An 18,041-nucleotide genomic window follows, 5' to 3' on the forward strand; every position below is an offset into this window, starting at 1 on the left:
AAATTATGTTTTGACATCAGAAAACACCTCCAAATTTATTTTACCAAATTTGAGGTGCTCCTTTTTAGTTGTATCTAATTATAGTGGCAGTTCCAAAGAATTGCTCTCTTTTTATTTATATAGTAAAAGAATCTTCCTTAAACTATTAATATACAAACATACTTAATCTAACTCTACATTATGAAAGACTTGTTGAACATCTTCCAAATCTTCTAAAGCATCAATCATTTTTTCAAATTTCTCTAAATCTTCACCAACTAAAGTTACATCATTTTGAGCTAACATTTCAATTTCAGCTACTGAAAATTCTGAGATGCCTTTTTCTTGTAAAGCTTCTTGAATCGCATGGAAATCAGTTGGTTCACCGTAAACGATAATTTGACCTTCTTCTTCCATTACATCGCGAACATCGATTTCTTTATCCATCAAATATTCTAAAATCTCATCGGCATCATCACCAGCAAAACCGATTACAGCGGTGTTATCGAACATGTAAGCAACCGCACCACTAACTCCCATGTTCCCGCCATTTTTACCAAAAGCAGCTCGCACGTCAGCGGCTGTTCGGTTGACGTTGTTTGTTAAAGCATCAACGATTACCATTGAGCCATTAGGTCCGAAACCTTCGTAACGTAATTCAGAATATTGTTCATCGCCTGAACCTTTTGCTTTTTCAATAGCCCGGTCAATGATATGTTTTGGTACATTATATGTTTTAGCCCGTTCGATTACAAACCGCAATTTTTGGTTAGCTTGCGGATCAGGGTCACCTGATTTCGCTGCCACATAGATTTCGATCCCAAATTTCGCATATACACGACTATTATTAGCATCTTTGGCGGCTTTTTTTTCTTTAATATTTGCCCATTTACGGCCCATATTCTCACTTCGCTTTCTTTATCTTGTTTTTTTGTCAAAAGTTCCTGTTTTATTATACTTCTCAGCAGGAATTATGTGAAGTCTTTTTTTAATTCTTCCAAAAATTTGGTTGTCTGCCAAAATTCTGTTCTGGAATTTCAGGATTAAAACTTTGATATAACCAATCCATTTTCAAATTTAACGCTAAAGATTGACTTTCTTTTTTGCCGAAACGACTCACCCATGGTAAATCTTTATTATTTTTAATAAAATTTTTCCCTGCTTCAGTAAAACCTAAAATTCGTAATTGTTGATTTTTTTGGGCTTCAGCTATTTCTTCATTGGAAATATTTCCTAAAATATAAAGACAGAGTCGTTGCAAACGAACCCAAGTGTAGCGTTTGCTTTTCAATTTTTCAATAAAATCAACAAAACAACTGGCAACTAAGGCCACTTCTTTAATGCGATACTCCAAGCCTTCCTTCATTTGATAGATAGCTTGCAATTCGTTAATTGAAGAAGAAATGATTTTATATTTTAAAAAGGGCCACATTTTTTCCCAGGTCATTAAACTTTCAGCGGTTAAAGCGTTGGCGGTTTCTGCTGGTACCCACTGTTCAACTGACCGCTCTTGTAAAATAGCTTGGCGAATAGCGGTGGCGCTGGCAATTTGATTGGTAGCTAACGCTGTTTGATGATAGCCCGCCCCGCTTCTAGCAATCGGCACGATTTTCATCGGCTGCGAATACAGAGCATTTTCGCGACTATAACACATTCCTAAAATATGATTTGGGGAATCAAAATCCAAATGAATTTCAGGATATAATTGGCGATAAACTGCTGTCATCTTTTGCGGATAATTCCAAGTAGGATTCATTTCTTTGAAAGCTTGATTGATTTCTTTTTGGTGCTTAGCTGTAAAATCTGCAAATTTCTGATAATCAAAAGCTTCCTCCGTATCAGTCCCAAAACACAAAGTATCACAACCCATTTGTTGCAAAATACCTACAGCACCTTTAGCAAAATAATCTGCCGACTGAACGCTCCAACAAAAAGGCAGCTCCACCACTAAATCAGCCACATTAGCTAAAGCAGCTTGGCTGCGAGCCCATTTATCAATAATTGCTGGCTCTCCCCGCTGAACAAAATTACCACTCATCACAGCAATAACCACATCCGCTTGAGTTGTTTCACGAGCTTTTAACAAATGATAACTATGACCATTATGAAAAGGATTGTATTCAACAATTACGCCACAAGTTTTCAACATGCTTCCTGTCATTCTTTCTTAAATTCCTTCCCAATGATTCTATCTCATTATTATACCATGCTCTTAAAGATAAATCGTCTTTCGACTTGTTTTTTATCATCATTGATTTTTTTTAAAGACTTAAATAAAAATTAAACTATTTTGCCAGAATAAACGAAAAAAACTTGCTCATTTTCATACTTTATTCACATTCTAACATTATAATAAAACAGTAAATATCAAAAGACTTTACTTATTGATAACTATTCTCTAGAGATACCGAGTGTGATGATAATGAAACTAATCCAATATGCTTTTGCTAGCACCTCTTACTATAAAAAAGATTCAGTCCTATTAGGGCTTTTTTTTGCTGGCTTCATGTTTGCTTTGACTTTTGTTTTTGATTTAATCAGCACTTTTCAAATGTTGTTTCAACAAGTCAATCAAAACATTTGGGCCTATCCAGAGCTTTCATATTATTCATTTATTCGAAAACAATTTATCTCTATTGATAACTATTACCGAAGCCTATTATTGATTGTTTTACCAATCTTTTTAATTTTAGCTTTTCTATTGGTAAAATTAATTTTGGATAAACGCGTTAATGAGTTCACTAACTGGCGCTTATTGGGGTTTTCTAATCAAAAAATCTGGGGACTAGCTTTCGCTGAAATAATTGTTCCTTGTTTGATGGCGGCAATTGCTGTTTTATCTATTGTAATTGTTTTTCAAGGAAACTACCAAGAAAGCTTGCAAGCCGTTCACTCTAACCGTTTAGGGTTGAAATTGGAAGGTTTTACGCATGAATATTCTCTTGATATTTTTCTTGGTAATAATCATACGATTTTCATTTTACCTAAGAGAATGCAACATCTGTTTGAATTGAACATCAATGATGATTTATTTTTATTATCAACGATTGATAATTTGATTAAAAGTTGCGGTCTTGCGATTGTAACCTTAATTTTGCCAACAACAATTTGGCAATTGGTGACATTTAAAAAAATCACTAAAGTCGCTTAACTGATAAGTTTCCCTAAATAAAATTGTGAGGTGCTATTCTTTGCTTAAATTGAATTCAATGATTGAACTCCCTAAAAAAGCTGGTCTTTATGTCCACGTAGCTAAGTTTTCAGCGAATGCAGCTTATTTTAAAAAGCAGGTTTCACAACAAATGAAGCTGCCCCAACAAACGTTACGCCTAATTGATGAAAACTTATCAGGAATTCCTTATCTTTCAATTATTCAAAATTTGCAAATCACTCAAAATAAAGAAAGCTATTCTAACGAACGCTTCTATAAAGGCATTACCTTATTAGAAATTTCTGAATTTACTTTGAAAAAAACACTTTTTGAACTTAGTCTTTTTGAAAATATTAAACTGCAATTGTTATATAGTTTTTTACATAAAAAACAGCAAATCATTTTACATGATCTCTTTGATAATTTGACAATTGCTGAAATCCAGCAGCTGCTTTCCATGCTCCATCATCTGGTAACTGCTGAAAATATGACGATTCTTTGCTACACTTCTGATAAAGATTTAGCAAATAGTCCTTATATTGATGCTAAAATTTAAAAAAAGCTTGAAATCCATTTTTGCAAATGTTGATTTCAAGCTTTTTTATTTAATCTTTTTTATTCAATTGGTTGTTTTTATGCTGCTGTGGTTTTCTAACTTTTTTTGCATCGTTAGCATTGGTTCCGGTTGGACGTTTCTTTTTGCGTTTCTTTTTCTTTTGTGGTGCTTCTACGTCAGGGAAAGAAATTCTGAAAGTTGTACCTTTGTTAACTTCACTTTCCACATCAACTGAACCATTGTGTAATTCTACCAATTGATGAACAATTGACAAGCCTAAACCAGACTCACCATACTTAGTATTTTTCCGTGATGGATCGGCTTTATAGTAGCGTTCCCAAATGTTTTGCAACTGTTCTTGATCCATACCAATTCCCGTGTCAGAAATCGTCACAATCGTTTCCATATAACCTTTTTCAACTTTAACTGAAATGGTACCATCTTTCGTAAATTGCAAAGCATTTTGTAAAATATTCACCATGATTTGGACAAAACGATCATAATCCGCATAAACCATAATTGGTTCTTCAGTTAAAAGCACAAGCTGGTTATTGGTTGTTTTAGCTTTTTCTTCTAACTGAGTTAATAATAGTTTTAATATTTCAGTTGCGTTTAATTTCTTAACCATAATACTTATTTGGTTGGTGCGAATCCGCTCATAATCAAGATTCTCATTAACTAAACGAATCAGTCTTTCCGTTTCATTTTGCATGAGTTTAATCGCATTTTCCCGTTGATTTTCAGGAATCGCATTGTGCTCCATACCTTCCAGCAAACCTTTAATCGTTGTTAGTGGTGTGCGCATTTCATGAGAAGCATCTGCCATAAATTGTTTGCGCCGTTCTTCTTGATTTTCGATTTCTTCATGAGAAGCTTTTAAAGAAGTCGCCATTTTATTAAAGTCTTCTGCCAATTCATCAAATTCATCACGACCACGACTTGGAATTTGAATATCAAACTCCCCTTCAGCAATTTGGCGAGTCGCCTTTTTCAAGGAATTAATTCTGCGTAACTGAATTTTTACGATATAGTAGCTAATTAGCGCTGCGACGACAAAAGATACAATTAACCCTCGTAACATATTAGAAGTTAAGGCATCCACGCTTTGATCCAGATTTTTAGTCGCTTGCACAACAACTAAAATTCCATAAGTTTCTATTTCATTAGTAAGCACGGTTTCAGCTTTAATAGAATAAAATACATAGGAAGTTTTTTCTTTTTCACCGTGTAAGTTGGTATCTAAAGTCTTTTTTACCACCACTTGGCGACTAGTATCCATTAACTGATTAAGTTCATCCTCAGTTAAATCCAACGGTAGTTGGATTTCTTTATCAGTCGTTGTGAATAGCGTGCCATCATTTTTTTCAAAAATAATATCAACTTTTTGATTTCGTAAAACAAAATCATCCATGTAATCTAAGGTTTGTTTTAAAGCACGGTCGAAATTTATTTCTGCATCTTTATTACCTTTAAGTGAAGCATTGATAGATTCCAAATAACCAGTTAATTGCTGATAGTTACTTTCTTCCATCGAATTACGAGCTAGCTGAACAAAAGAAGCACTAATAATAGCAATTACTACTAAAATAACCGTACAAAAAGCAATTAACTGCTGGTATAAATATTTCATTTATCAACACCAGAATCATCAAATTTATAACCTACGCCCCAAACAGTTTGAATCACTTGTGGGCCCACTTTTTCAATTTTTTGACGTAACTTTTTAATATGGGCATCAACAGTTCGTTCATCGCCAAAATATTGATAATCCCAAACTAGCTCTAAAAGTTTTTCCCGTGAAAAAACTTGGCGGGGTTTTTTTGCCAGAGTCGCTAATAAATCAAATTCCTTCGGTGTTAAACCAGCAATTTCTTGATCATCTAAATAAGCTTCTCTAGTATTCATGTTCATTCTGAAATGTCCTGTTTGAATCGCAAAATCATCATCAATCGCTGAAGCGGTTGTCGTTTGCGTTTGTTCAGTAACTTCCGAACGACGATGCAAAGCTTTCATTCGCGCAATCAAAGTTAGTGGACTAAAAGGCTTCGTCACATAATCGTCCGCCCCCATCTCTAAACCAATCACTTGATCACTTTCTGAATCTCTAGCGGTTAACATAATAATCGGTACGGTAGAAGAAACTTTACGAATTTCTCGCCCCACTAACATACCATCCATTGAAGGTAAATTTAAATCTAAAGTAATCATATCCCATTTATCTGGCTCAGCTAAAAAAGCATCTAAGCCTTCTTTACCATCATATTTAAAAGTTGCTTCCCAACCTTCATTCAAAAAGAACATCTGCATCATTTCCGAAACAGATTCATTATCTTCAATCATTAAAATATTCATTCTAAAAACTCCTTTCCTAAGCAGGATTATATTATCAAAACATTCTTGTTAATATCACACTCTTACTTCTATAGTATACTAAAAAAATTCGCAAACACCAATCAATTCAAACATTCTTCATAAAAGATTCCGCTTCTACTCATAAATCGAAAGATTTTTAATAAAATTTAATTACAGAGTTGCTTTTAATAAATAAATTATTCTATCTATGTTAGAATAATGAAAAATCATACTTATGGGGGAAATAATTTTGCTTAACTTTGTAGCAACGATTTTACAAACTTTACAACTATCAAATTATTTTGATTCCGATTCTTTAAGTGAGGGAATTGAGAAAATGTTAAATGATGATCAAAAACCTGAATTTGGCTTTGCTTTTCAAGGTGTTTCTGAAGAAGAAACCCAACAACTTATTCAGCTTTTAGAGCGACACTTTGATGAAAAATTTAACTCTTAAAAATATAGATTTCAGCCATAATAAAAAACGTCAAAACCTTATCTATAAAGGATTTGACGTTTTTGAGATAACCTCCGAATGTTGCTTATGGAGATGGCGGGAGTCGAACCCGCGTCCAAACATATTGTCACCTAAACTTCTACGTTCATAGTTATACTATTTATGTTTCGCTTTGTCTTCTGCCGCATAACAGGCCGCAAACATCGCTAGTCTGATGAACTCTTCTAATTTTTACAGACGGAAAAAATCAGCGTATCCCACTAAATTTGAGACCCTTACTCGAGCACATGGGCGATACCGAGAGGATCTACACTCGCTGTTTTTAGGCAGCTAAAGCGTAAGTATTGTTTTCGTTTTTAGCAGTTATATTTAACTGTAACGTTTTTACGTAGACGTAACCTACGAAACGCGATTCAAGCTCAACTATGCCTGTCGAATCCGTAACATCCCCTTAATAAAAGGGTGACGGCTTATTACAAGAACGAGTATAACATAATTGTTCTTTTTTGAAAAGAAATATGGCTTATAAGCCATAGATGAATATAGCTAACTACTGACTAATCTCAAATCGTTATTTACCAAAATTTAATAATAACAGGGCTATTTCTAAGCCTTTAGTCCAATTGACGCTTACATAACTTATCCCTTATTCTTATAAAAAAGGTTAAGGAGTTTTTTATGAACAAGTTGTTATCAGCCAATAAAACATTGGATAATTATAAAATTGTAGATATAGTAAAATACCTCGCTGCCATTATGGTGATTTATGTGCACTGTAATCAAGGCGTTCCTTCTGAAGGACTGAATTACTTTTTTAAGCAAATCGTCTGTCGAATTGCTGTGCCCTTTTTCTTTATCAGTAGTGCTTATTTCGTTCGACGAGGTCAAGCGAAAAATCCTGATTATTTGAAAAACTATTTAAAAGGTTCTATCAAATCCTATTTGTTATGGAGTTTCGTCTTTATTCCTATTGGCTTGAATTGGTTGCAGCAGAATTTTGCTATACCAAGAATGCTTTTACCCTTTGCTTTACTTTTTGGTCTATTTCATGTGGGTGTTTATTATCATCTCTGGTATATTCCCGCAATGATTCTGTCACTTTTTTCCATTGATAAACTTCTAAAGCATTTTTCTTATAAAATTATTTTTCTGATTGCCATTCCCTTGTATTTATTCGGTAGCTTAGAAACTTATTATGGCCTTTTACCGAATGGTTGGTTGAAAGACTTTTTTGATTTAATTATTAATATCTTTTTTACAACCCGTAGTGGCTTGTTATTTGGAATGATTTTTATCGCTATCGGCTTTTTCATTTACGATTATCAAGAAAAATTGAAAGCTTTCGTTAAATATATTCCTCTATTAACAATTTTATTTGCTAGCTTATTGATTGCTGAAGGAATGCTTCTTTACCAAGTTCCAAAATTAGATATGAACTTTTTAATCATGTTAGTTCCCTTTAGTTTTTGCTTTTTCTTATGGGTATTGGCTTTTCCGAAAATCCCCCATTTTGAAACGAAAAAAATACGCGAATTATCAAAATATTACTATTTTGTCCATACGGTCTGTATTGTGATTGTTGAAGAAATAACTAAGACTCTCCATTTCGATTTATTAATTACTAAAGTCATCAATTTCTTAATAATTTTATTATTGACGCACCTCTTATCGCTATTGTTTATTAAGATTCAAGCCCGAAAAACTAGTGGCTTGTCAGCCGTTGCTGCGGTGATTTTAGGGGCTTTTATAACCGCAATTTTTAGCGGTCTGTTTTACCACTTAAAACCCGCAGATATTATCATTAGATTTGAATGGGTTCATTGCTTGTGGTTCTTTATCAGCTTTAACATTTACTTTTTACTAATCCTTAAGCAAAGAAAAACGCCGGTTTTCAGCTTTGCCATAAAAAAACTGTTAGCTTAAATCCTTTTATTGCTACAAATTCTTTGGTATGAGAAAATGAAGAAAAATTAACTGGAGAAAAATAATGAATAGAACTTCAACGCTGGAATGGAACTTTGAAAAAAATATTGCTACCCTCTGGCAAATTGTAACGGATAATACCGATTATACCTGGCGCAGCGACCTTAAAGAACTGATTAGCACAAGCCCTAATCAATTTACTGAATACTATCAAGATGGTGGAGAAACGCACTTTACCGTTAGTGAAAAAGAAGCTGAAAAACGTTATGCTTTTGCTATGGATAATCAATTTTTTCAAGGAAAATGGCTTGGTGAATTTGTTAAAATTGACGAAAACACAACCAAACTCATCTTCACCGAAGAACTTCATTTTAAAAATCCTTTCATTTATGTTTTATCCTTTTTTATGATTAAACTTAAAAAAATTCAAAAGAACTATATGTTAGATTTAGAAAAACGATTAGCAAAAGAAACTTTATAACAACATTTGAATCCTGCAAACTTTGATTGTTGAAAGTTTGTAGGATTTTTTTCAGTTAAAATCAAAAAGCTCTCCCACTTCTAATCAAAGAAGCAAGAAAGCACAAAATTTTTAATTATATAGATTTGCTTTAATCCAATTATAAACCTGCTCTGGTTTTTCAGATTGATCTAACACTGTAAATAATTCTTCTTTTTCTAGCAAAGAAACTAACTCAGCAATTGCAGTCAGATGCTTTTTATTATCAACAGCAGATAGCGTAAAAATATATTTTATTGGTGTCTTTCCTAAAATTTTTACTTCTTGATCTAAAGTTGCTATACTAAGACCAATTTTTTTAGCTCCATCTTGTGGTCTGGCATGAGGTAAAGCCACTCGATTCATAATTACCATATAAGGCCCTTCTTTACGCACTGTCTGAATAATTGTATCAATGTATCTTCTGGTAATGATATCAGCATTAATAAGCGGCGCAGCCGCTATAAAAAAAGATTCTTCCCAGTTTCTCGCTTTGATATTCAACTGAATAAATTCTGGTTTTAAAATATCTAGTAACTCCAAATCTTCCTTTTTCTTAACAGCTAAAGTGGGATAAGCTTCATATTTTTTTGAATTCAAATAAAAATACAGCTCATTACGCAAACCATTTTCATCTTGAATTTCACAATATTTCGCTAAAATCGTTATTAGTTCATCCATTTTATAATCTGATATCATTTCTTTGCCAGTTTGATTAACTTCTTGAACTAGTCGATATTTTTCCTCTAAAGTCATAATTGGATTCACAAGATAAACTGGTTTATTTAGTGAGTAAAGTCGAATATTAGGTGCAGTTGTAAAAATCATGTCAAAATTTTCTTTTACTTTTAAAATCTCACCTGATTCGACCGGTCCCATAAAAATCATGTCTGGAAAAGTCGCTCTTAGTTCATTATAAACAATAGCAGAACTCCCAATACCATTTGGACAAACGATGATACCAACTTTTTGATTAACTTGATATTCGTCATAGTCATCTAAAAGAGAAGCAAAATGAATAGTTAAAAAAGATACTTCTTCATCAGGAATTTCTGTTCCAAATAAAGTTTCAATTGGTTTCATAGTTTCTTTAACAATTTGAAAAAGCTCAGCATATTTATTCATAATTGTACTATGCAAGTAGTTGATAATATGTAAATGAAAAAACAAACGATAATAGATTGAACGAAAATGTCGATATAATTGTTTCTTTGCAGCAGCTCTTTCAGTAAATCTTGTTCCTGACAACATTTCAAATCTATGAAATATTCTCTCAACTAGCTCGGAAATAATAGAATAATCAGGAGTTTCTTTTTCTTCATTCCCTATCGCCATTCCTAATATCCAACCGCAAACGTAAAGAATCGCATGCTCATTGGTTATTTCAAACTCATTTAATAAAGACTTGGCAAAATGATATTCTGGCATTAAGAAGAAAGCGGGTAAACTATATTTATCATAAAACTCTGACCACGGATAATGTAATCTTGGTAAAAGAAAAATCAGCATATAACAAAATTCATTCAAGCGATTTTCAACTAAATTTATCGAAAACTCTTCAAGTTTTTGCGAGATAGTTTCTAAAATTTTAGCCTTGTCAATTTGACTTTCCCTACCAATAAAAAATCGGTATAAAAAATCTCGCTCACGACTACTAAAATCTTCAAGTATCATGCGCATTAAATAAAAGCGAATTTCTTCTTCTTTTCCAGCAAGGGTATAACCGTCTTTACGAGAATAAACAATTGAAATGTCAAAGGGCACTAAATCTTTTTCTAACTTTTTCATATCATTAATAAAAGTCGTCTTACCAATTTTTAAAACATCAAGAAAGTGATTGACAGATAAGTATTCATTCCCATAATAAACTAACATCAAATAAATATACTTTTTACGCTCAATATTGCTTAAGTCATAATGTTCAAAAATAAAATCATCAGACATCATCTTAATAAAATAGTTACGACTCTCTTCACGTAATTGAATCTTTTCTCCATCAAAACTTAAAAGTGTCTGTTGTTGATTTTCTAAAATAGAATTAACTTTATCTAGTAAATAGCTCACTTGATTTTTTGATAATGATAAACTCTTGACCATCACCTCTTGACTAATAAAAGGTTTCTCAATCAATTGTTCAATCATATGTCTTGTTCTTTGGTCAAAGCTCACTACCATAATTTCTCCTTACTTTTGCTGAAATTCATTAACACTTTGTCGCAAAATTTTTGCATTATCTGCAATTTCATCTGTTGTCCCTTTAGAAAGTAATGTCCCTACACCCATGCATTCTACACCAGCTGCTAACCATTGATCTACATTTGCAAGTGTCACACCCCCAGAAGATAAAAGAGGGACTTGTGGCAATGGTGTTTTAATCGTTTTTATAATTTCTGGCCCATGTAAAGAAGATGTCGGGAAAGCTTTAATCATACTTGCCCCCGCTTCTAAAGCTTCAATAACTTCAGTCATGGTTGTACAGCCAGGCATATAAGGAACTTGATATCTATTACAAAGCTTGGCAATTTCTAATTTGAAATTGGGTGCTATAATAAATTCTGCTCCAGATAAAATTGCTAATCTTGCTGTTTCACTATCTAACACAGTTCCTGCACCAATTAAAATTTGATCAGAATAGATAGCTTTTAATTCTTTGATTATATCACCTGCGTTATCATTAGTGTAACTAATTTCTAAGCAAGATACACCTCCTGCTAAACAACCATCAACAATTTCTTGAGCTCTTTTTATATTTTCTACACGAATAATCGCCATCAACTTTTCATCACTAATTCTTTGTGTAACACTAATTCTTTTCATCAAATTTCACCTCAAAGTTTTCATATGCTTGATATTTTTTCAATACTTTCAAAATTTCAGTTTTATTAGCTGAATTTACTGGCATTACTGGTAATTTGGGTACCCCAACATTATAACCAGTCAAGGTTAATGTATATTTCAAAACACTTGGTACACTAGCAAATTTCAAAATAGCTCTAAAATCCTCAATACTTTCTTGTAATCTTGCTGCCAACGAAACATCCTTAGCAAGATACGCCTGATAAATTCCTACATCAGTTTTTGTTAAAAAATTAGAAGTTGCTGCTACTGCACCGTCTGCCCCTAATTTCAATGCCTCTAAAATTAGTGAATCAGAACCAACTAAAACAGAAAAATCATCTCGCTGATTCAATGAAATATATTTTTCTATTTGAGAAATATCGCCACCACTATCTTTAATACCAATAATTTTTTCATGTTTTAGTAATCGTTTATAAATGTTAGTAGAAATGTTTATGCCGGTATTTTTTGGAATATTATATAAAATAATTGGTAGTTCTGTTTTTAAAAGAATTTCTTCGTAATGATTAACTACTTCTTCTTCATTTAACTTAATCAAAAATGGTGTGATGATAGAAACCGCGTCTACGCCAATCTCTTCAAATTGATTAGTTAATTCAATTACTTCAGTTGTTGAAATTCCACCTGCGCCTGCAAAAACAGGAACTACACCATTCACTTCATCTACAACTATTTTAGCCAACTCTAATTTTTCCGCTTTTGATAATCCATAAAATTCACCATTCGTCCCTAAAATAAATAGACCGTTCACTTCATCAGCTAACAATTTTCTAACCAATTTACGAGTTGCTAGTTCATTAATGCCACTTTCATCTAATGGTGTAACCATCGCTGTAATAATCCCTGTTATATTCACTTATTTTTCACCTTCCATTTCACAAATCGATTCTCCTAATTTGCCACCTGGGTGATATAAATAATACTCAGCTAAATCCAATTCTTTTTCTTGTTGCAGTAAAATTGATAAACATTGCAAAACCATTATTTCTGCTAAAATTGATGCTCTAGGTGGTTTATTTAATTCATCACCTTCTACCTGCACGCCTGCAAATAAAAAGACATCGGAATTTTCTTTTAGCCACGAATCTTCTCCGCCACTAACACCAATGGTTTTAGCACCAATTTTTTCTAACGCCTTAAGCATCGCTTTGACTTCAGTTGTTTCTCCACTATTAGAAATAACAATCACTATATCTTCTGCACGCACTTGTCCAAGAGAACCATGAACAGCCTCTGTTGTATCTAAAAAATATGTTGGTGTTCCTACTGAAGAATTTAAAGCTGCTACATATTCAGCTACATGACTTGGTTTTCCTACACCAGTCACATGCAAACGCCCATTTTCTTTTTTACTCTGTGAAATCAAGTTACTAGCAGCTAATAATTGTAGCGTATCAATCTTTGTTGCAAAATCTGTCAGTTCAGATGTTACTACATTAATATATTGTTCTAACTGTTTTGTCTGCATATTTCTCACCTCTTAAACTGTTATTTCGTACAATACTATATGAAATAGCAGGCTGAGAAATTTGCTCCCAGCCTGCCATTCTTACATACCTAACAAATTAAGTAGTTTGTCAATCAGAATTCCCATTACATTGTAATCAATATTTGGGAAAGTAGAACCCTCAATTCCTAAACTACCATAAAGTGGATATAATACTGTAGGTAAGAATGCTAATAATAACCCTACAACAAAGGAACCTACTACTGCTCCTCTCCAACCACCAGTTGAGTTTCCGAAAACACCAGCTGTTCCGCCAGAGAAAAAGCAGATGTGAGCCGCTGGAATAATTACCACTGGGAATTTGAATGTTACCATAATCAGTACACCTAATAAGCCAGCAGCATAAGAAGAAATAAATCCTACAATAACTGCTGTTGGTGCAAATGGAAACACCGTTGGTACATCAAGTGCCGGACGAGAATTTGGAATAAATTTTTCAGATATTACTACGAACGCAGCTGTGATTTCAGCTAAGAACATACGCACACCTGTCATCAAGATAGACATACCTGCCGTGAAAGTAAACGCTTGAACAAATGGGAATACTAGCCAGTGTACGCTGCCAGCAAGTTCTTGAGTTACCGCTCTACCTGCTTTTAAAGCTGACACATAGAACAAGAATAACATCACAACCGCAACGCCCATTAAGAAATCACGGAAAAATGATAACCATTTAGGGAAGTTAATGGCTTCAGTTGTTTTGTCTTTATGCTTACTAAATAATTTGCCAATGTACCCTGATAAAGCGTAACCCAACATATTAAAATGACCAATTGCAGTAGCATCACTACCCGTGATTTCACGCATGAATGGTTGACATAATTGTGGCAAGGCTGCAGAGAAAAATCCTAATAAAGTTCCCCCAATTAAAATGGCTGGAAGATCAGCAAAATTATGAGCTTTCAAAATCAAAGACAATACACAGGCAAAAAATAAACTATGTCCGGTAGTGAAAAATATATTTTTAAATGGCGTAATTCTAGCAATAACTAAATTCATAAGAAATCCTAAAATCAAAGTACAACTCGTTACAAATGCAAACTCTGTTTGTGCTAAAGCTGTTGCTGCTTCTGGCGAAGCCACTACACCAACAATATTAAATCCTTTTTGGAATAAAGTATTAAAATTCTGTAAAGCACCAGTCATAATAGAACCACCAGCACCAAAAACAAGGAAACCAATAACTGTCTTAAAAGTTCCAGTCATTACTTCAGTTCCACTCTTCTTCTGTGCAAGTAAACCAATCATTGCTACAACCCCCAACAATACGGCAGGGGTACTTAAAAAACTGATAATAAAATCCATCTTCCTATTTTCCTTTCTTCTTATTGAGAAAAGCTCGCTAAAGCTTCATCCAATTTCATTTTTATCTCGTTTTTATCTACGATGTTACCAATACCAATTATTTTCTGTGATAAATTTTTCGCCATCAATTCTTCTGCAACATCAGGTAAGGTAATAATCATGTCCCCAGTAAACCCAGGAACACCATCTAAAGAAGAGTGTTCTACTTCAATAGGCATTTCATTTTCTCTCACAACTTCACTTACCTTAATCTTTAACATTAAACTTGACCCGACTCCTGCACGACAGGCAACTAGTGCTTTATGCATTTTTCTTCACTCCTTCTTTTTCTTTTAAAAAATTAATAAGTTGTTCTGACGACTGAACTTGAGATAAAAATTCGAGAAACTCCTTATCACTTAACAATTCAGCTAATTCCGATAATAAATCTAAATGAGATTGTGTATCTGTTGTGCTTAAGGGAAACAAAAATTTAACTGGATCATTTAATTTATTTCCTGAAATGACTGGTTCCTTTAATCTAGTAAACCCAATAGCTAATTTTAATGCTCCATCATCAATCGGTGCATGCGGCATAGCCACGTGTTTAGTAATAACTATATAAGGCCCTGTTTCATGATAGATTTGTAAAACTGAATTAATATAGGATTGTTTTACTATTTTTTGCTCTAAAAAAGGTTGCAAGGATTTTTCAATCGCTTCTTCAAAAGATGTTACTTCAACATCTAATAGTATATTTTCACTACTAATTACCTCACTTAACAATTATTTTCACCTCACTTTTCTGTTGTAATTGCTTACATTTCCAATATAAGTGACTATATTACTTATTGCAACGACGACTCGGTTTAGTTTTTATTAATAAAAAAAGAAAAAGTGAACTGAAATAAGTAAAATATAGTAGAAATCTTCACCTTTTTTGATAATTGCAATACTTTATTCTATTTATAATTCAAAATAGTTCAGTAAACGGCTAATCAAAAGAAAAAAACTGAACTATTTTATTTTTTCCCTCTCACTCTATAAACGAAATCTACCACTAAAAATGTCACCCTTTTTTATAAAAAAACAAAAAAATTCCGTAAACTATTTTTTTACAACAGTTTACGGAAGCTATTTTTATTAATTTAAAAACTTATTTACTTTCAGCTAATTTGAAACTTGACCAAGGACGTAAATAATCTAATAAGAATAATTCGCTGTCAATAATCCGGCCGACAACGTTAACACGACCGTCGTTTTTCATTGCTTGTAAAGCGATTTGCGTTTCACCTTTATACTGACCGTAGCCAACGTTATCAATTAAAACATCACCTTTAACCATATCACGCGTATTATGAGCAGGAAATTCTTTATCTTTATAGTGAATCCGCGTCATTGTTGAACGTAGCATATAAGCTGAACGATCGCCACGGTAGCTATGCAAGTTATCAAATAAACAAATACGTTCATTTTCAGTTATATCTGCTTCAACCGCAACTTTTAAAGTTGGATATTCCGCATTAAAAGCTTCTGCCATTGCTTTTAACTCTTCTTCAGAAGCGTAAGCATTTCCTACTAAAACATCATCAATTAAACCAGTTAAAACTAAATGCTTCACTTGGGTTGCAATCTCTAAATCACGATGATCTTCTAAAGAGCATAAGCCATCAGAAGTTGGCCAAGGACCAAAAGTAGCCGCTTGTGAATTAACAAAAGCCATCGTATTTATATTGTATTTTCTGAATTTTTCTGAACAATTAACAAAATGCTCATAACTCAAGCCAGTATAGCGATGAGGATAAAAATTATGTGAGCCCAATAAGTTATTAGTATTTGGTGAATAACTCATAATATTGTCAACGTAGCTTGTTCCTGAACTCATGTTAATTTCAATTTTAATACCGTAAGGATTGCGGGTCATTTTCGCTTCTTCAGCACCGGTAAAACCGATATCCAAACGAATCCCATAGGCACCCATTTCATGGAAGAAAGATAAATCATCGTAAGAAATGTTCAATTGCTCAAATAACGCTGGATTAATATCCACCATCACTTCCATATCAAGACTGTTGGCATAACTAACAACTTCTGTAAAGTCTGCTAAAACTTTTTCCTTGTCATCTGTAATTTGCAACAAGCTTGTAAATACCCGTTTAAATCCGTATTTATGTGCTAAATCTAAATAGGCTTTATCCTTTTCAAAAGTAGAACGTTCAGGATAAATTGAAACACCTAATTTTCCCATCTGTAATTCCTCCAAAGTTAGTTTATAAATTCTGATAATTAATTGTTTACTAAAGCCACTTAATTATACCAAAAAGGCTAAAAATGGTCTACACCTTTCCCTCACCTAACAAAATCAGTAGTCAATTTTATAACTTTCTGATATGATTACAAAGAGAAATTTATTTTTAGACTTTTTCGTAAAAGAAAGGATTTGAACACATGAAATTAAAAAAATTACTTACAATTAGCAGTTTATTTGCAGCTACGATGTTAATTACCGCCTGCGATACTGGCAAAGAAGATGCTGATATTTCTTCAAAAGCATCTAGTTCAGCGATAACAGAAAAAACCCCTGACAGCTCTTCAGCTCCAGAAATTGATTTAGATAGCTTAGAATTACCACAATTATCAACAGAAGTTGCCCCTAATGAAGATTTAGTTGAAATGGTTACAACCATGGGTTCAATTAAAATTAAACTATTCCCTGAACTTGCACCAAAAACCGTTGAAAACTTTATGACTCATGCCAAAGATGGCTATTATAACGGTGTTATTTTCCACCGTGTCATTGACAACTTTATGATTCAAGGTGGCGACCCATTAGGAAATGGCACTGGCGGCGAAAGTATTTGGGGAAATTCCTTTGCAGATGAATTTTCTCCACAACTTTATAATATCCGTGGCGCACTTTCTATGGCAAATGCCGGCCCAAATACAAACGGTAGTCAATTCTTTATCGTTCAAAATACAGATGATTTTTCTGCTAACTTAGTGCCTACTGCTTACCCTTCAGGCATTATTGATGCTTATAAAAATGGTGGTGCGCCTCATTTAGATGGTGTTCACACTGTTTTCGGTCAAGTTATTGAAGGGATGGATGTCGTTGACAACATTGCCAAAGCAGAAAAAAACGCAGCTGACAGACCAAACGAAGAAATTAAAATCGAAGAAATTAAAATCTTACAAGAAGCAGAATAAAAAATGGAGTGAGTTTGATCAGCTCTCGAGTAAACTGCAAGAATAAATTACGACGGTGTTTTGTACCGCAAATTTCTTCTTCACTTTATCTAAGAGCGCTAACTCACGCAATTAGATTAATTAAAAAGCGAATTGATAGAAAAACAAAAGCTGTTGAGAAAGGAACTGACCTCAATTAGTGGGACACATTCAAAAAAGCATTGATTAGATTGCAGATTTCCGATATTCAATCGGTGATTTGTAGTCTAATTTTTGTTGAATGCGAGT

At 33.4% G+C, this 18,041-nt stretch carries 18 protein-coding genes and 1 other RNA gene; 6 read left to right on the forward strand and 13 right to left on the reverse strand.

Annotated features, from left to right (window positions below):
- Positions 1-162: 162 nt before the first annotated feature.
- Both M2139_RS12830 and M2139_RS12835 read right to left on the reverse strand, forming a co-directional pair.
- Entirely contained in the window at positions 163-879 is a 717-nt protein-coding gene (locus tag M2139_RS12830; protein ID WP_280739278.1) for a YebC/PmpR family DNA-binding transcriptional regulator, read from the reverse strand.
- Positions 880-967: 88 nt separating this feature from the next.
- Positions 968-2,125, reverse strand: a complete 1,158-nt coding sequence (locus M2139_RS12835) for a nucleotidyltransferase (RefSeq protein ID WP_280739280.1) — start codon at positions 2,123-2,125, stop codon at positions 968-970.
- Between the two features lie 276 nt (positions 2,126-2,401).
- Between M2139_RS12835 and M2139_RS12840 the strand changes: the two genes are divergently transcribed.
- Positions 2,402-3,130, forward strand: a complete 729-nt coding sequence (locus M2139_RS12840) for a hypothetical protein (protein ID WP_280739277.1) — start codon at positions 2,402-2,404, stop codon at positions 3,128-3,130.
- Between the two features lie 40 nt (positions 3,131-3,170).
- Positions 3,171-3,686, forward strand: coding sequence for a hypothetical protein (locus M2139_RS12845; RefSeq protein WP_280739276.1), 516 nt, complete (start codon positions 3,171-3,173; stop codon positions 3,684-3,686).
- Between the two features lie 49 nt (positions 3,687-3,735).
- On the opposite strand, the gene M2139_RS12850 is transcribed toward M2139_RS12845, so the two are convergent.
- Together M2139_RS12850 and M2139_RS12855 are read right to left on the reverse strand one after the other, a co-directional pair.
- Entirely contained in the window at positions 3,736-5,316 is a 1,581-nt protein-coding gene (locus tag M2139_RS12850) for a HAMP domain-containing sensor histidine kinase (RefSeq protein WP_280739275.1), read from the reverse strand.
- Positions 5,313-6,038 carry a response regulator transcription factor gene (locus tag M2139_RS12855; protein ID WP_280739274.1) on the reverse strand — a complete coding sequence of 242 codons (726 nt, stop codon included), beginning with the start codon at positions 6,036-6,038 and terminating at the stop codon, positions 5,313-5,315. Before M2139_RS12855 ends, M2139_RS12850 begins: the two co-directional genes overlap by 4 nt.
- Before the next feature lie 250 nt (positions 6,039-6,288).
- On the opposite strand from M2139_RS12855, the gene M2139_RS12860 reads away from it, so the two are divergent.
- Complete coding sequence (locus M2139_RS12860) at positions 6,289-6,495, forward strand: hypothetical protein (protein ID WP_280739273.1); 207 nt, start codon at positions 6,289-6,291, stop codon at positions 6,493-6,495.
- A gap of 85 nt (positions 6,496-6,580) precedes the next feature.
- Here the strand turns inward: M2139_RS12860 and ssrA are convergent.
- Positions 6,581-6,946: a transfer-messenger RNA gene (gene ssrA, locus M2139_RS12865) on the reverse strand.
- A gap of 227 nt (positions 6,947-7,173) precedes the next feature.
- Between ssrA and M2139_RS12870 the strand changes: the two genes are divergently transcribed.
- Both M2139_RS12870 and M2139_RS12875 read left to right on the forward strand, forming a co-directional pair.
- Positions 7,174-8,418, forward strand: a complete 1,245-nt coding sequence (locus M2139_RS12870) for an acyltransferase (protein ID WP_280739272.1) — start codon at positions 7,174-7,176, stop codon at positions 8,416-8,418.
- Between the two features lie 64 nt (positions 8,419-8,482).
- A complete protein-coding gene (locus tag M2139_RS12875) occupies positions 8,483-8,899 on the forward strand; it encodes an SRPBCC family protein (protein WP_280739271.1) in 417 nt (138 codons plus the stop codon).
- Between the two features lie 111 nt (positions 8,900-9,010).
- Here the strand turns inward: M2139_RS12875 and M2139_RS12880 are convergent, their stop codons facing one another.
- From M2139_RS12880 to M2139_RS12915, 8 genes are all read right to left on the reverse strand, one after another.
- Entirely contained in the window at positions 9,011-11,092 is a 2,082-nt protein-coding gene (locus M2139_RS12880; RefSeq protein ID WP_280739270.1) for a PTS sugar transporter subunit IIA, read from the reverse strand.
- A 9-nt stretch (positions 11,093-11,101) separates the two neighbouring features.
- Positions 11,102-11,734: a bifunctional 2-keto-4-hydroxyglutarate aldolase/2-keto-3-deoxy-6-phosphogluconate aldolase gene (locus tag M2139_RS12885; protein ID WP_280739269.1), complete on the reverse strand. Its 633-nt coding sequence runs from the start codon at positions 11,732-11,734 to the stop codon at positions 11,102-11,104.
- Positions 11,721-12,632 carry a dihydrodipicolinate synthase family protein gene (locus tag M2139_RS12890; RefSeq protein ID WP_280739268.1) on the reverse strand — a complete coding sequence of 304 codons (912 nt, stop codon included), beginning with the start codon at positions 12,630-12,632 and terminating at the stop codon, positions 11,721-11,723. Before M2139_RS12890 ends, M2139_RS12885 begins: the two co-directional genes overlap by 14 nt.
- Positions 12,633-13,244 carry an SIS domain-containing protein gene (locus M2139_RS12895; RefSeq protein ID WP_280739267.1) on the reverse strand — a complete coding sequence of 204 codons (612 nt, stop codon included), beginning with the start codon at positions 13,242-13,244 and terminating at the stop codon, positions 12,633-12,635.
- An 81-nt stretch (positions 13,245-13,325) separates the two neighbouring features.
- Positions 13,326-14,588: a PTS ascorbate transporter subunit IIC gene (locus M2139_RS12900; protein ID WP_280739266.1), complete on the reverse strand. Its 1,263-nt coding sequence runs from the start codon at positions 14,586-14,588 to the stop codon at positions 13,326-13,328.
- Positions 14,589-14,608: 20 nt separating this feature from the next.
- A complete protein-coding gene (locus M2139_RS12905; protein ID WP_280739265.1) occupies positions 14,609-14,896 on the reverse strand; it encodes a PTS sugar transporter subunit IIB in 288 nt (95 codons plus the stop codon).
- Positions 14,889-15,353 carry a PTS sugar transporter subunit IIA gene (locus M2139_RS12910; protein ID WP_280739264.1) on the reverse strand — a complete coding sequence of 155 codons (465 nt, stop codon included), beginning with the start codon at positions 15,351-15,353 and terminating at the stop codon, positions 14,889-14,891. Before M2139_RS12910 ends, M2139_RS12905 begins: the two co-directional genes overlap by 8 nt.
- Before the next feature lie 370 nt (positions 15,354-15,723).
- The gene (locus M2139_RS12915; RefSeq protein WP_280739263.1) at positions 15,724-16,815 is read right to left on the reverse strand and encodes a DUF871 domain-containing protein; all 1,092 of its coding nucleotides are present in this window, start codon (positions 16,813-16,815) and stop codon (positions 15,724-15,726) included.
- A gap of 248 nt (positions 16,816-17,063) precedes the next feature.
- On the opposite strand from M2139_RS12915, the gene M2139_RS12920 reads away from it, so the two are divergent.
- Complete coding sequence (locus tag M2139_RS12920) at positions 17,064-17,774, forward strand: peptidylprolyl isomerase (protein WP_280739279.1); 711 nt, start codon at positions 17,064-17,066, stop codon at positions 17,772-17,774.
- Positions 17,775-18,041: the final 267 nt, after the last annotated feature.

The organism is Enterococcus sp. PF1-24 (assembly GCF_029893325.1).
GTDB lineage: Bacteria > Bacillota > Bacilli > Lactobacillales > Enterococcaceae > HY326.